The sequence below is a fragment of the Paenibacillus sp. Negev47 genome (genome assembly GCF_058313655.1).
Map to the genome: position 1 here is coordinate 3,711,401 of NZ_CM177754.1, position 13,226 is coordinate 3,724,626.

Genomic DNA, 13,226 nt, shown 5'->3' on the forward strand with positions numbered 1-13,226 from the left:
TTTTACTTCATCACATAAAGACATTCAAATCCATGCTTTCGCAAAATACGTACAGCCTTTTTGGATTGAAGCATACCAGGAGACATTATAATTACGTTATCTTCTCGAAGAAGGTATTTTTCCCAGGTGAAAGCAAGACGTCCCAGTGAGATGTTAATCGTATCCGGAGTGGGATTAGCCATATAATCCGTCGCATCTCGAATATCGATCACTTTATACTGCCGAAAATCACGCTCTTGTCTAAGAAATACTTGATAATCTATATATTCAAGATTGCGCAGTGGCCAAAATTGACGTACAACGATGAAGATACCTAATATGAAAGTCAAAAGCATCAACATGATCATTGTATAGCCCTCTCTTAACTCATCTGATTTCGTCGAAAATTTCGTTTTGGATCAAAGTCTGCTCAATGCCTCAGATATTACATCCTCACCAGCGATTAGATCAAATGAACGTTTGTAAGTATTCTTCTCACTCAAACTGGCCAAAATCACATGAGCTACATCTTCACGAGCGATGTTATCAGTTTTAATATTCTCAGCAGCAGAAACTTTACCTGTCCCTGGTTCATTTATTAGTATCCCGGGGCGTATGATGGTATATGTTAATCCACTGATCTCTAACAATTTATCAGCATAGTGCTTGGCTGCATAATATGGAAGGATGTTATCATGCCAGTTCTCACGATTATTGGCTTGAATCGCACTCACCATGATATATCGATCAATACCCGCTTGTTGAGCCGCTTCAATGGTTTTCCCGGCACCATCCAGATCAATCAGAAGTGTTTTGTCATATCCCGTTGCAGCAGCTACAATTGAGTCAACCGTCCCTTCCAAGTCGGTAAGCACCGTTTCTACACCCTGTGTTGCAATTCACAATAAAAGCATGCGCATGCATTTAATTTAACGGATATATTAATGTGTGTCAAGTCTTCTTATAGGGTAAATGACTACATTACCCTATATTCACCCTAGCCTTAGAACAATTTTTTAGTGAGGTTCTCTAATCGAGTCTCAAATCCATCCTGTTCCAATTCAGTTTGCAAGACCTGATTAAACGTTTGAAGTGCTTTCTTGTATTTATTCTCTCCAAGCTCCGTAATACGAGTGTAAATGCCACGCCGGTCATCTTCACATGCATGTCTTTCCAGAGCCCCACAGTCTTTGGCTTCCATCCTAACGACAAGCCTGGAAGTAGCACTTTGGCTCAACCCCACCAGTTCTTGAAGTTGCTGTAGGCGTAATTCCTTACCCTCCGCATTATATATGAAGTTTAACACATAAAATTCCTTCAAAGATAAGTCATATTGTTGAAGCAGAGCTTGTTCCAGCTTCTCGTTCAGATGGGTATGCATGTTAGAGAAAGCCAACCAAACATTCAAACGTTCACTTTTTTGCTGCAATTTAGATCACCCCACTTGATATTTAATGTTCATCAGCAGTTATCCTATTGTATCAAGCTTAATTACATTGGTCAAAATCCATCCAAGATCGACGTATATAACATTCTACGCTCATAAGAAGAGCATTTCCCCGTCTTGTAACGACGTTTCGGAAATGCTCCAGTATTACCATGTATATGGTTCGATGTTACTTCGCCGAAAGCAGGAGGTCTTCCATAATGTATTATCATATACGATCTTGGGATCGGTTGTATCTCCCGACCACGGACTGGTGAAGATAATATCACCCGCATACTCCGGCAATAGTTCCATGGAAATCGAAGCCCATCCGGTCCCGCTGTCAGTTGCTTCAGCTTGAGCCTTGGCTGGTGCCTTGAGGCCCAAACTCCCCGTAAATAATCTCACCGCCTCTACCGTAGTTATGACCGAATACAAATAACCCTTTTGCGTACGGATTCAGGATAGAGACTGTCCGATCACCGACAACCTCCTGAACCTTAGGCTTCAGTTCATTGATGCGCGCTTCCCATTTAGCATTCCAGGCTATAGCTGCATCTTCTCTATTGGTCAGCTTACCCATTTTCGAGCATTAGATCTTTGAAATCACGCTTGCCAAATGTAATCTGTACGACAGGCGCAATCTGCTCCAACTTATCGATGCCCTCTGTGCCCGTATATACGATAAATAGGTCTGGTTTTAAGCTGATTAGCTTCTCTGGAGTAGGTACTTCACCCAAGTCACTGGTGCCCGCTGCTGCCAGTTGATCCTTGATATACTTGTTGTTCATCGCTCCGGATAAAGCACCGACTACCGGTGCATCCAGGGCAACAAAGTACCCTGTCGAGAATGATGTCAGATCAACGATACGTTGTGGATTCTTGGGCACCTGTACTTCGCCGGCATCCGATTGATATGTAACGAGTTCCTCATCAGCAGTTGCATTGGTTTCAGGAGAAGCAACTGCATCCGAGTCCATCTTGGATTCTGTCTCTAAAGCTGCATTCGCGCTATCAGCGGTTGTAGTATTAGTCGTGGCTGACTGTCCACATGCACTAAGTACAAGCAGCAAGATGAGTGCCATCATAATCCATATTGGTGTTTTCTGTTTCCGCAAAATAAACCCACCTCTTCATTGATATTGATAATCGTTATCAACGATATCATGCTCTGAACGAAATGACAAGACAAGTTTATTTCACTCTCTCTATGAATTCTAACTTGCAAGTCACCTAGTTAAACAGCTATCATCTATAGAGTAAATAAAAACTTCAAAAAAGAGAAACACATTGGAAAGCCAATGAAACTTATCCAAGGAGGACAACATGGAAGAGATTATATTGTGGTTAAAGTATTTGTTTTTAGGTATTGTTCAGGGGGCGACCGAACCGATCCCTGTCTCCTCAAGCGGTCATCTGATCATCGCCCAGAGACTCATGGGCATGAAGCAGAACGGATTGTCATTTGAGATTTTAACGAACACGGCATCGCTTATCGCTATTATTTTTATATACCGGGAAGATATCAAAAAATTGATCATTGGTGCACTAGGTTACCTGCGTACTCGTAAAGAAGAATATAGAGCTGACTTCATGTTTTGCTTATACATAATTATTGGTACGATCCCTGCTGGGGTCATTGCGGTCCTCTTCAAGGATCGGATTGAAGAAATCTTCTCGTCCGTATATACCGTTTCAATCGCGCTATTGATCACCGGGGTTGCCTTATGGCTGATTCGTAATCTCCGTGGTCGCAAGCAAGATGGAGATCTGTCTACGAAAGATGCATTACTGGTAGGTTTGGCTCAGGCGGTCGCTCTTATTCCAGGGATAAGCCGTTCAGGAGCGACTGTAATCGCCTCGATCGCTGTTGGCATGAAACAGGAAACGGCTCTGAAGTTCTCCTTTATGCTGTATATTCCAATTAGTATAGGCGGACTTATTATGGGTGTATCCGACATTGCCAATGATCCCAACCGGTCACAGTTGGCTATCCCTTATCTGATTGCATTTATCACAACGCTCTTTGTCACCTATTTCTCCATGAGATGGTTTATGGGCATTATGGCCAGAGGCAACCTGAAATACTTTTCGTATTACTGTTTTGCCGCAGGTACCTTGTTACTGATCTTTTTATAAAAATAAACAGGTATAACAAAAGGAACAACCAGCGATGGTTGTTCCTTTTGTTATGTAATGAGGGAACCACCTTCCGTGACCGCAAGGGCTAGAGTGTCAGGCGGGCATCCTTGTTGCTTCTGTTAACCAGCTCTGTAGCCACGAACATGACACTGAAGAGCATAAGAAGAATCAGGGGTACCATCGACATTCCCCAGTGGCTTGCAATCAGGCCCATACCTAAAGGAATTAATGTTGAACCCGTATAGGCACTTGCCATCTCAAGTCCAATTACACTTGGGGAGGCCTTCTCTCCGAACCGTTCTGGTGTCGCGTGAACAATACTCGGATAGATCGGTGCTCCACCCAATCCCACGACAAACAGCGCGCCTGCTGCAATCCAGTAAGGAATCGGCATAACCAGGATGACTAATCCCAAACATCCAACGATTCCACCATACCTGATGAGATTTTTGCTCGATACATGAGTCGATAGAAACCCTGAGATTACACGTCCTACGATGATTCCGATAAAGAACAAGGAAGATAACGCTGCAGCAGTGCCCGGAGATACGCCTTTACCACCTATGAAGAAAGAAGCCATCCAAAGACCAGCAGCTGTCTCCGATCCGTTGTAACAAAGCATGGCTAGCATCGACATCTTCACACCGGGTATGCGTATAGCCTCCCTGTTGCTCACACGTTTCTTCTCATCGCCGGATTCTTCTATTCTCCCCTTCTCGAAGATCTTCCATAGTGACAACGTTGACAATAAGATCACCGCGATCCCAAGGAGAATCAACCCTACAGTAACGTATCCTGCACGCCAGTTGTTTGCTTGATTCAGCCAATATGCCATTACGAGTGGACCTGTCACCGCGCCAATTCCCCAGAAACAATGCAGCCAATTCATATGCTTCGCCTTGAAATGTAATGCTACATAATTACTAAGTGCCGCATCCACCGAACCTGCACCTAAGCCGAGAGGGATCGCCAGAATCAGGAAAAACACAAAATTCTCAGAGATCGAAAAGCCCAACAGAGCAACGGTTGTTGAAAGGATACTGAATAATGTGACCCTGCCCGTTCCGAATCGGTGTAACAATCGACTGGCAGACAGACTGGACACTACTGTACAAAATGAAATGATTAAGGATATGTAACCTGCCATTTCTGTCGTCGCATGTATATCGTATTTCATCATGGACCAGGCACTGCCAAGTAAGGCATCTGGCAGTCCCAGTCCTATAAATGCGAGATAGATAAGGATTAGCAATAACGTGACCATCTGGGTGTACTCTCCTCAGTTTGTTTGAATTCTGATTCGCATTGAACCACCCATATAATAATATTGATATTTCCATCGCTGATCTTCCTCAATATTGACTTAATATATCAGTATTCTGATATATTATGTGGCGACTTATAACCTATTTCACTGGTTCAAAATAGGAATTTCTCCAAGCAAATTCTTCAAGTTAATGGCATCCCATGGCATATGCTCGGTTATCCCTAATCCAACTACATCTGTTTCTTCAGACAGTTCTTTGATCAGATGAAGCAAGTGAGGTATTTGCATGGTTCCCGCTGGTGAAAACACATAAGGTTCCCCTGGTTTGGAGAATAACAATGAACGGAACATGTTGGGATCAAGCACATCCAGATCAAGGTGAATTGCCAGGTGTTTGATACCATTTTCTTTAATCCACTCCTTAATCGAATCCGTGCCATGGGTTAATTCTTCAGTTCCAGCCGTTCGGATACCCAATCTTTGAATCACTTCGGTTTCCTGTTCCGTGGGGGTCGTCAACCCGGCCATGAAGACATGTTCCGGCTTCACAGGGACTCTCACATGTTTGGCAAACTCCGGATCGCCTTCCCCAAGAAGGTTCCCAAGCGGTAAAGTATGACCGTTGTCATAGCCCTCGTATCTAACCAAATCACCGTGCGCATCAATCCATATCAAACCAAGTTCTCCGCCATATCGTTCATTTAAATAAGCAAACGGGGCTTGTTCTACCAAACAGTCACCGCCAAACATGACTATGCGATCAGGCTGGTGAGCTTGAATAATATGATGGGCCGCCTGCAATTGCTGAAGAAGCTGTGTTCTGCCTTTTATCCCGTTCTCGCCTACCAGAAGTGTTCCATCATAAGCCTCAACAGGAACATGAATGAGAGGTTGATTATTGTCAGGTGCGAGCCAAGCAAGCAGCTCTGCTCCAAAAGAGTAGTTTGGATTATCCCCACCTTGCCATTGTGGCATGAGCAAACGTATTGTTTTTTGAGTCATCGTAATTCTCCTTTACTTCAAAGTAAGGTTAGTATAAACTGAGCCCAAACAAATAAATAGTACGGTCTTTTATGATAGGTACTACCCGGAAGGATAGTGTAAATGATGAGTATGGCTGAATACCACGGTAAAGTTAAAAACATTCAAGATACCCCTTTTGGATATACGTTGTCTGTTATTGGTGGCAAATGGAAAATGGTGATTATGTATCTTCTGGCGGATAACCAGCCCGTCCGCTTCAATGAGCTAAAAAGACAGATCGGAGCCATCACGTATAAAACGCTGAGTTCACAGCTCAAAGAATTGGAAGCAGATGGTATGGTTGAGCGAAAAGAGTATCCCCAAGTCCCTCCTAAAGTTGAATACCGTCTGACAGCCAAAGCTGAAACGCTATTGCCCGTTTTGGAAGGATTATGCGAATGGGGTGTCCAACATCAAGACCCTTCGATCATTCATTCCGCAAAGGATTAAATCTTTGGTCTATGCCTTTAGAAAAGTAGGATAAGTTAAAGCGTAAAAAAAGTCGCCCATAGGCGACTTTTCTTGTATCTTCTTATGCTCATCTGTCCGTTCAGTTGTCCGTTCAGTGAAAGAGGCTTTAATTCGTTCGTAGATTTATACTTTCTCGTGCACCAGATCTTTCTGGTAGGCTAACACTCTGTCCCAATTACCACTAAAAATAGGGATTCGATAATATCCTACCCGCTCATAGAGTGCTGCCGCTTCCGGCTGCAAGGGACCTGTTTGCAGTTTCAGATTAGTGTATCCAAGTTCGTACGCAAGACGCTCCGCCTCAGCCAAAATGGCCTGAGCAATGCCCTTCCGACGGTAGCCACTGCGTGTATACATGCGTTTAATTTCTACAGAAGTTTCATCAAGGGGCCGAAGTGCTCCGCAACCAACCGGATACCCATCGATTCTGGCGACGATAAAGGCCGCACGTGGTACTTCAACGTCTGACAGTTGAAAACCCGCCGTCCCATCACCACCATAGAGCAAACCGAGTTCTTCGCTCAGTTCCTTAATTAATTGCAGCGAATCCTCGCTTCGAATATCTTCAGCTGCCGCATGCACGATGTGTGTCATCCCACATACCCCCTTTATCTTATTGGACTTGTTGGTTTTTATGATATATATAAATTATCATTCCCAACATCAAGCGTCAATTCCCCCATCCATTAAATATTTCTATACGTATCTTTTTGTAGTCTTTATTCGTTTACCTAAGAAATGTAATGACCCATTTTGTATATCAATTTATTTTTGGAGGTCGCATTATGGAAATTTCAAAAGGAATAGAGATGCTTCAGCTCGATTTTGAAGGGAATGTGATTCACCCTATTCTGATACGGGATGAAGAAACAGCTGTGTTAATAGACACCGGTTTCCCTGGGCAGTATGACGATTTACGTATTGCGTTCGAAAAGATAGGCATGCCGATCAGCCAGCTTAAAGCAGTGATTTTGACGCATCAGGATATGGACCATATCGGGTGTCTTCCCGAGATTTTGCAGGAGTGTGGCTCGCAAGTCAAGATATATGCCCATGAGCTGGATAAGCCGTATATTGAGGGACAGCTCCCTCTTCTCAAAGACGGTCACCTTGAGCATCCTCCAAAGGGCAAAGTAGATGAAACGGTGACTGATGGTCAGGAACTCTCGTTTTGCGGTGGAATTCGCATTATTCACACACCTGGTCATACGCCAGGTCATATCAGTCTTTATCTGAAGCAAAGCAAGACACTCATTGCCGGAGATTCAATGTACAGTGTAAACGGCATGCTTGGAGGCATTCATGAACCAACTACACTGGATATAGAGACTGCCCGGTTCTCTTTGAAAAAATATACCGAACTCGACATTACATCTGTGGTTTGTTATCACGGAGGACTAAGTCATAGGAATGTAAACGAACAGATCTCAGGACTTACTCAAGGGCTATAAACATTAAAATTGCTGTTCCATGAATGGTTACCGTCTAAATCAGTAACCATTCTTAGTTCTTGGCATAGTAGTTCTATGGTTTGGCATACTGCAAAATGGCTGTAGCCGCACGAATTCGCAGCTCTTCTTCTTCACTGTGTAACGCTTCTCTAAGCACATGGAGTGCGGTTTGAATCGTCGCTTCATCTACCTTTACTGGGGGAGGACTAGTTGCACCCGATGCTGCGGTGACTGCAAGTCCGCGATCCAGTTCTGCTAGTGAAACAGGATACTCAAACTTCGCAAGAATGGATGAGTCCTTTTGCAATGCTTGCACTTTGTCATTTAACTCAGCAAGTGGTATACGCCCCAACCATGTAACTCCGCGACGATGGCAGATCAAGTCCTCTTCAGTACCAGCGGAATCGTCGTAATAATAATCCCCGATATCTCCCACGTACGTCCACTCATCATCACTAATTAAGACATAATCTCCATCCTGCATGAGGTTAACAAACATATGTAATGTCGCTAGTGTGTTCGCCAATTCCCATTCATCATAACCATAGTGCTGGACCAACTTTTCCTTCCATAGCTCCGGGGGCGTATGCTCCAGATCCCCTGTACCTGACCATGCGATACCAATAAAATGTTCTTCCAAAAAGGACTTTACTCTGTTGATTCCATGCACGGTCGACTGGATATGATACAGATTCACGAGTACCACCTTCCTTTCAATCATTCGTATGAACATAGTTAACCATTGTAACATTAGTGGTGTCTATTTCAAACGTAATGACTTCTTCAAGTTCTATGCTTCATGCAAAAAGATTCTTTTCGATATAGCCCCAGGCTATAACTAGGTATAATTTAATGGAATTACATTATAACTCCGGATCTGTGATAAATTTTGTGTAACATAAAAGCAGAGGGGTTTTAAGCGATGACGAAAAGTAGTGTATTGGGATATCCGCGTATTGGTGCTGATCGGGAATGGAAGAAAGCGTTGGAATCGTTCTGGGCAGGCAAGCTGGAGGAAAATGAATTTCACACACGTTTGCAAGAGATCCGTATCGATCATTTGCGCAAGCAGCAAGCGAAAGGCATCGACCTCATTCCGGTGAATGATTTCAGTTATTATGATCATATCCTGGATACGGCCGTGATGTTCGGCATTGTTCCCAAACGATTTGCTTATACTGGCGGTTCCGTTCCGTTGTCCGTATATTATGGCATTGCCCGGGGAACGAAAGATGCCGCAGCAAGCGAAATGACGAAATGGTTCAACACTAACTATCACTACATAGTGCCTGAACTGGACGGGGCTTCCCCAACTCTGACGGAGAACAAACCTCTTCTCGCTTATCGTGAAGCAAAAGAAAAACTCGGTATTGAAGGCAAACCGGTAATCGTTGGACCACTAACCTTCCTGAAACTCTCCAAAGGTTATGACAAATCCGAGACGGACGCTTGGCTGGACCGCTTGCTGCCACTTTATACTCAATTGCTTCAAGAACTTGCAAGCGAGGGCGTTCAGTGGGTGCAGATCGACGAGCCTATTCTGGTAACCAAATTAATCGATGAAGATGTACAGCGTCTGAATAAAATATATGAGACATTTGCAGCAGCCGTTCCAGGCCTGAATATCATGTTGCAGACGTACTTTGAATCTGTTGAAAATTACAACGATATTGTTGCACTGCCAGTTCAAGGTATAGGACTTGACTTTGTACATGGACTCTCTGGCAACAGCCAATCCATTCAAACATCCGGTTTCCCGTCGGACAAAGTATTGGGAGCAGGTATTATTGATGGGCGTGGAATCTGGAAAGCTTCCCTTCAAGGAAAACTGAAATTGCTGAATGAACTTGCTGAAGTCGTGACGCCTGAACGTATTATCGTGCAATCGTCCTGCAGCCTGCTGCATGTGCCAGTAACGACAGAACGGGAGACAAAACTTACATCCGAACTGAAAAATGTTCTTGCATTTGCAGATGAAAAGCTGGATGAGATTGTTCTTTTGACTACAGCCTTATCTTCACCAAATGCAGAAATTACCGCTTCCATAGAAGAAGCAGAGCTTACCCTTCAAGCCCTTCAGCAATCTGAAGATCGGAATCGTACCGCTGTTCAGAAAGCCGTTGCTTCCATTAGTGTTCAACAGCCGGAGCGCTCCCGTCCTTTTGCCGAGCGTCATGAAGCCCAACAGGCCAAATGGCAATTGCCACTCTTCCCGACGACAACGATTGGCAGTTTCCCGCAATCTGCTGAAGTCAGAAAAGCACGTCAGTTGTGGCGCAAGGGCGAGTTGAACAACGAACAGTATGCTACCTTTATCCGGGAGCAGATTGATATCTGGATTAAGATTCAGGAAGAGATCGGAATTGACGTGTTGGTGCATGGTGAGTTTGAGCGTACCGATATGGTTGAATTCTTTGGCGAGAAACTTGCCGGTTTTGCCTTTACACAGTTTGGCTGGGTACAATCGTATGGTTCACGTTGCGTGAAGCCACCTATTATCTTCGGCGATGTTGCATTTACGGGTGAAATGACGGTGGAAGAAACGAAATATGCCCAATCGCAAACAGAGCGCCCTGTCAAAGGCATGCTGACTGGCCCGATTACAATCATGAACTGGTCATTCGTACGCGAAGACATTGCTCGTGAGCAGATCGCCTATCAATTGGCGTATGCACTGAGACAGGAAGTCGAAGCACTTGAACAGGCAGGCATCGGCATGATCCAGGTTGACGAGCCGGCTGTTCGCGAAGGGCTTCCACTGAAGGAAAATGAACAAGCCGATTACCTGGCTTGGGCTGTCAAAGCTTTCCGCATCTCCACGTGCACAGTGCACGAAACGACCCAAATTCATACTCACATGTGTTATTGCGAATTCCATGATATGATTGATTCCATTGAAGCCATGGATGCCGATGTTATCTCCATTGAGACATCCCGTAGTCACGGTGAACTGATTCACAGCTTTGAAGAAAATACGTATGAGCTTGGTATCGGTCTTGGCGTATATGATATTCATAGTCCACGTGTTCCAAGTGTGGATGAGATGAGCAGCATGATTGAACGCGCCCTGCGTGTTCTTGATCCGAAGCTGTTCTGGATTAACCCGGACTGCGGATTGAAAACCCGCGGACAGGAAGAAACGGTTGCTTCCTTGCGCAACATGGTTGATGCAACCAGAATCGCTCGCACCAATTATGCTGCAGCTGCTGTACTGTAATCGGCTGTGAAGTCGCATATTATTCAAAAGCAGAAGCCGGACACCCTAGATTTAAGGGGTGTCCGGCTTTTGCTTTTGTTACTTTTAACATACATCCGTTACGCTTGGAAAATGGGCACCCCCGGCATCCCTGCCCCTTCTCTCACCACCAAACGCTTACGACTAGATACTTTCTTCGAGCCATTGCTGTAACGGGATATCCTCCGTCAGTTCGCCAAGCAGTATGTGACGGAACTCCCCTTCTTTATCAATAACCATCGTTGCAGGCAAACCCGTAATACGATACATGGCTGATATGTTGCCCGTCACATCAATGATCACCGGAAAATTAAACGCTTGCTCATCCATAAACTCACGGATCGTGCCCTTCGACTCCCCCACGTTAACAAACAGGGTTTCCACATCGTTCTGATAGTCTTGAGCGATCTGGTGAACGAGCGGCATCTCCCTTACACAGGGCGTGCACCATGAAGCCCAAAAGTTAATCATGACGGCTTTGCCCCGATAATCGGACAGTCTGACTTGTTCGCCTGCTGAATTAACCGCAGTGAACTCAGGGGCTTTTGCACCTGCTTGAATAGTGTTGCCTCGTTGCGCATCGGGTGTCGATACATTTTCGAAAATGGCCCATGCACCTACGAGCAATGCGACCAAACCAATCAAAATTGTAAGTGTACGTCTGCTTTTAAAACTCTGCTTCTGCAATAAACTCACCTTCACTTTAGGCCAAGACTTTGATGAAATGCTGCATGGAGCGAACCGAATTGATCACGAAAGTCGTGAGTCGATCCCTCTCCAACATGACGTCCATGATTCATGAATATCACCTGATCCGCAATATCGTCTGCGATCTCCAGCTGATGGGTCGAGAACACGACCATATGGCCATACTGCTTGATTCCCTTGAGCAGCTGAACTAATTCTTGCATCCAGAATGGGTCCAATCCATTCGTTGGCTCATCCATGATGAGCAGTGGAGGTTTCGACAGCACAGCCTGAGCGAATAACACACGTTGGCGCATGCCTTTGGAGAAGGTCGTAACCCGCTTGTTCTTTTGTTCCTGCAACCCTACCATGGTCAGTACTTCTTCAACCCTCGCCTTGGGAACTTTCCTCAGAGAAGCCCAGAACAAAAGGACTTCTTCTGCACTCAGCCCCTGGTTAAATTGATAATCGTCCGGCATATATCCAATCTGTTGCGAATAACGCTTACGCTCCTTCAACCATCGCACATTGTTCACCACAACCTCACCGGAGGTAGGCCGAAGAATTCCCGCGATCATACGCAGCACTGTGCTCTTCCCTGCGCCATTCCCTCCACAGAGGGCAAGCACTTGGCCTGAAGTTATGCGAAAGGAGATATTCTCCACAATCGGTTGCTTTTTAATGGATTTGCACAATTCCATCACTTCGAGTTCCACCTTATCCATGGGAACGCCCCCTCTCCCAGATCGCGTATACCGCCAGAACAGAGCAGGTAATCCAGAACAGGCATATCCCGATGAAAATCCAACTGCCACTGGGTTGCTGCACCCACTCCACCCATCGATAATATTCCGGTCCCAGAATGGAGCCGCCCCCCAGTTTGATCACTACATACAAGCGCACCAACTCAGCCGGATTGATAAGAGTCAGTGTAATAAGCAGTGGTTTGACCCATAGATAAGGCATCAGTCCCAGCACAGAGAGCAACAGCGTCGGCCATCCAATGACAGCGAAGAACCACACGGTAACGGAGATCGTTAACGCCTGCCACCGATTGCCTGACAATGAACCGATAAATAGAGCGAGTGTCAAGAATAACAACACCAGTCCACAGGAAAATGCCAGAAAGAGAAGGTATGTCATGGCATCCAGTGGATTCCCGATCAAGCCGCTAATTACCCCCATCAGGCCGTATCCAAATGCAACAATGGTTATCAAGACAACCGAGAGCCCGAGATACTTCCCAACAATAAAGGACATCGTGCCGATGGGATACGTGGACAGCAGTTGCCAGCTGCCGTCTTCTTTTTCGGATGTTAACGAGAAGGAACCCAGAAACAGCGTCATTAATGGCAAAAGGTAGAGAATGAGATTCAACATGGAACCTGTGGTGCCCGAATATCCTTCAACTAGATTCTGTGAATTCAGAAGTAACAAGCTTAAGCTAAAGAGGCAAAACAGGATCAGAAACGAATACGCCCAAGGATTGCGAAATCCCATTTTCACTTCTCGTCTTGCAATCTGTATCATATCTGACATCATTGA

15 protein-coding genes and 1 pseudogene are annotated in these 13,226 nt (G+C 45.0%); 4 read left to right on the forward strand and 12 right to left on the reverse strand.

Going from position 1 to position 13,226, the window contains the following annotated elements; genetic code table 11:
• Positions 1 to 2: 2 nt before the first annotated feature.
• The 5 genes and pseudogenes from AC4G47_RS16575 to AC4G47_RS16595 form a co-directional block, all read right to left on the reverse strand.
• Positions 3 to 347 carry a rhodanese-like domain-containing protein gene (locus AC4G47_RS16575; RefSeq protein WP_458126829.1) on the reverse strand — a complete coding sequence of 115 codons (345 nt, stop codon included), beginning with the start codon at positions 345 to 347 and terminating at the stop codon, positions 3 to 5.
• Positions 348 to 398: 51 nt separating this feature from the next.
• Positions 399 to 866 (reverse strand): annotated as a pseudogene (locus AC4G47_RS16580) (NAD(P)H-binding protein); the annotation flags it as partial.
• Between the two features lie 116 nt (positions 867 to 982).
• Complete coding sequence (locus AC4G47_RS16585) at positions 983 to 1,408, reverse strand: MarR family winged helix-turn-helix transcriptional regulator (protein WP_458126828.1); 426 nt, start codon at positions 1,406 to 1,408, stop codon at positions 983 to 985.
• A 349-nt stretch (positions 1,409 to 1,757) separates the two neighbouring features.
• Entirely contained in the window at positions 1,758 to 1,988 is a 231-nt protein-coding gene (locus tag AC4G47_RS16590; protein ID WP_491101872.1) for a hypothetical protein, read from the reverse strand.
• Complete coding sequence (locus AC4G47_RS16595) at positions 1,981 to 2,523, reverse strand: TroA family protein (RefSeq protein ID WP_491101873.1); 543 nt, start codon at positions 2,521 to 2,523, stop codon at positions 1,981 to 1,983. Before AC4G47_RS16595 ends, AC4G47_RS16590 begins: the two co-directional genes overlap by 8 nt.
• A 208-nt stretch (positions 2,524 to 2,731) precedes the next feature.
• On the opposite strand from AC4G47_RS16595, the gene AC4G47_RS16600 reads away from it, so the two are divergent.
• Positions 2,732 to 3,544, forward strand: coding sequence for an undecaprenyl-diphosphate phosphatase (locus tag AC4G47_RS16600; RefSeq protein ID WP_491101874.1), 813 nt, complete (start codon positions 2,732 to 2,734; stop codon positions 3,542 to 3,544).
• Between the two features lie 88 nt (positions 3,545 to 3,632).
• On the opposite strand, the gene AC4G47_RS16605 is transcribed toward AC4G47_RS16600, so the two are convergent.
• Positions 3,633 to 4,811, reverse strand: a complete 1,179-nt coding sequence (locus tag AC4G47_RS16605) for an MFS transporter (protein WP_491101875.1) — start codon at positions 4,809 to 4,811, stop codon at positions 3,633 to 3,635.
• Positions 4,812 to 4,958: 147 nt separating this feature from the next.
• Positions 4,959 to 5,816, reverse strand: coding sequence for an arginase family protein (locus AC4G47_RS16610; RefSeq protein ID WP_491101876.1), 858 nt, complete (start codon positions 5,814 to 5,816; stop codon positions 4,959 to 4,961).
• A gap of 105 nt (positions 5,817 to 5,921) precedes the next feature.
• Here AC4G47_RS16610 and AC4G47_RS16615 point away from each other — a divergent pair, with 105 nt between their 5' ends.
• Complete coding sequence (locus AC4G47_RS16615; RefSeq protein WP_458127234.1) at positions 5,922 to 6,287, forward strand: winged helix-turn-helix transcriptional regulator; 366 nt, start codon at positions 5,922 to 5,924, stop codon at positions 6,285 to 6,287.
• Between the two features lie 144 nt (positions 6,288 to 6,431).
• Here the strand turns inward: AC4G47_RS16615 and AC4G47_RS16620 are convergent, their stop codons facing one another.
• On the reverse strand, positions 6,432 to 6,902 hold the full coding sequence (locus AC4G47_RS16620) for a GNAT family N-acetyltransferase (protein WP_491101877.1): 471 nt from the start codon (positions 6,900 to 6,902) through the stop codon (positions 6,432 to 6,434).
• 191 nt (positions 6,903 to 7,093) lie between these two features.
• Between AC4G47_RS16620 and AC4G47_RS16625 the strand changes: the two genes are divergently transcribed.
• On the forward strand, positions 7,094 to 7,759 hold the full coding sequence (locus AC4G47_RS16625) for an MBL fold metallo-hydrolase (protein ID WP_491101878.1): 666 nt from the start codon (positions 7,094 to 7,096) through the stop codon (positions 7,757 to 7,759).
• 73 nt (positions 7,760 to 7,832) lie between these two features.
• Here AC4G47_RS16625 and AC4G47_RS16630 read toward each other — a convergent pair whose 3' ends face one another.
• Positions 7,833 to 8,456, reverse strand: a complete 624-nt coding sequence (locus tag AC4G47_RS16630) for a DUF8426 domain-containing protein (RefSeq protein ID WP_491101879.1) — start codon at positions 8,454 to 8,456, stop codon at positions 7,833 to 7,835.
• Between the two features lie 225 nt (positions 8,457 to 8,681).
• Here AC4G47_RS16630 and metE point away from each other — a divergent pair, with 225 nt between their 5' ends.
• Positions 8,682 to 10,976 (forward strand): 5-methyltetrahydropteroyltriglutamate--homocysteine S-methyltransferase, encoded by a 2,295-nt coding sequence (metE, locus tag AC4G47_RS16635; RefSeq protein ID WP_491101880.1) that lies wholly within the window; start codon positions 8,682 to 8,684, stop codon positions 10,974 to 10,976.
• A gap of 162 nt (positions 10,977 to 11,138) precedes the next feature.
• Here metE and AC4G47_RS16640 read toward each other — a convergent pair whose 3' ends face one another.
• From AC4G47_RS16640 to AC4G47_RS16650, 3 genes are read right to left on the reverse strand one after another with little or no spacing between them, the layout of a single operon-like run.
• Positions 11,139 to 11,681, reverse strand: coding sequence for a TlpA family protein disulfide reductase (locus AC4G47_RS16640; RefSeq protein WP_491101881.1), 543 nt, complete (start codon positions 11,679 to 11,681; stop codon positions 11,139 to 11,141).
• 11 nt (positions 11,682 to 11,692) lie between these two features.
• Entirely contained in the window at positions 11,693 to 12,406 is a 714-nt protein-coding gene (locus AC4G47_RS16645; protein ID WP_491101882.1) for an ABC transporter ATP-binding protein, read from the reverse strand.
• The gene (locus tag AC4G47_RS16650) at positions 12,399 to 13,220 is read right to left on the reverse strand and encodes an ABC transporter permease (RefSeq protein ID WP_491101883.1); all 822 of its coding nucleotides are present in this window, start codon (positions 13,218 to 13,220) and stop codon (positions 12,399 to 12,401) included. Before AC4G47_RS16650 ends, AC4G47_RS16645 begins: the two co-directional genes overlap by 8 nt.
• Positions 13,221 to 13,226 lie beyond the last annotated feature (6 nt).

Coding starts and splice junctions, on each gene's coding strand:
- AC4G47_RS16575 (WP_458126829.1), bottom strand. CDS start 347: ATGATCATGTTGATGCTTTTGACTTTCATATTAGGTATCTTCATCGTT.
- AC4G47_RS16590 (WP_491101872.1), bottom strand. CDS start 1,988: ATGGGTAAGCTGACCAATAGAGAAGATGCAGCTATAGCCTGGAATGCT.
- AC4G47_RS16600 (WP_491101874.1), top strand. CDS start 2,732: ATGGAAGAGATTATATTGTGGTTAAAGTATTTGTTTTTAGGTATTGTT.
- AC4G47_RS16605 (WP_491101875.1), bottom strand. CDS start 4,811: ATGGTCACGTTATTGCTAATCCTTATCTATCTCGCATTTATAGGACTG.
- AC4G47_RS16610 (WP_491101876.1), bottom strand. CDS start 5,816: ATGACTCAAAAAACAATACGTTTGCTCATGCCACAATGGCAAGGTGGG.
- AC4G47_RS16615 (WP_458127234.1), top strand. CDS start 5,922: ATGAGTATGGCTGAATACCACGGTAAAGTTAAAAACATTCAAGATACC.
- AC4G47_RS16620 (WP_491101877.1), bottom strand. CDS start 6,902: ATGACACACATCGTGCATGCGGCAGCTGAAGATATTCGAAGCGAGGAT.
- AC4G47_RS16625 (WP_491101878.1), top strand. CDS start 7,094: ATGGAAATTTCAAAAGGAATAGAGATGCTTCAGCTCGATTTTGAAGGG.
- metE (WP_491101880.1), top strand. CDS start 8,682: ATGACGAAAAGTAGTGTATTGGGATATCCGCGTATTGGTGCTGATCGG.
- AC4G47_RS16645 (WP_491101882.1), bottom strand. CDS start 12,406: ATGGATAAGGTGGAACTCGAAGTGATGGAATTGTGCAAATCCATTAAA.
- AC4G47_RS16650 (WP_491101883.1), bottom strand. CDS start 13,220: ATGTCAGATATGATACAGATTGCAAGACGAGAAGTGAAAATGGGATTT.